Source organism: Pseudomonas sp. B14(2022), from assembly GCF_012030485.1.
Taxonomy (GTDB): Bacteria; Pseudomonadota; Gammaproteobacteria; order Pseudomonadales; family Pseudomonadaceae; genus Aquipseudomonas.
The window spans coordinates 1-317 of sequence record NZ_JAAUVM010000059.1 but is presented as its reverse complement, the minus strand read 5'-3'; the positions used below and the strand labels follow the sequence as shown (position 1 = coordinate 317).

1 protein-coding gene is annotated in these 317 nt (G+C 59.3%); it reads right to left on the bottom strand.

From position 1 onward, the window contains the following. Window positions 1-317: hypothetical protein (locus HCF10_RS31005; RefSeq protein WP_167657094.1), on the bottom strand; the 317-nt coding region annotated here is incomplete at both ends.

Sequence of the window (317 nt, the reverse complement as noted above, 5' to 3'; positions counted from 1 at the left end):
CAGCCTCTCCAGCCACTGGCGCGCTCGCCCGGATTTGATATGCCCCAGCACCTGAGCGCCCAGGCGAATCTGCACGCCCATGCCACGGCTCGCCCAGATCAGAAATAGATTGATCAACACCTCGCCGCTGATCTCGCCCAGCACTTCATACATCTCGGGCGGAGGTAGCAGGCGCACCCAACTGACCATGGCCGACACGTAGATAAACAGCAGCGGCTCATCGCTGAGCACCAGCAAACCGTTGGCAATGGTGTCTTTGCCGAGCTTCAACAGTTCATCGAGTTCGGCCTGGGAGATGTAGGCCAACAGCTTTTCGC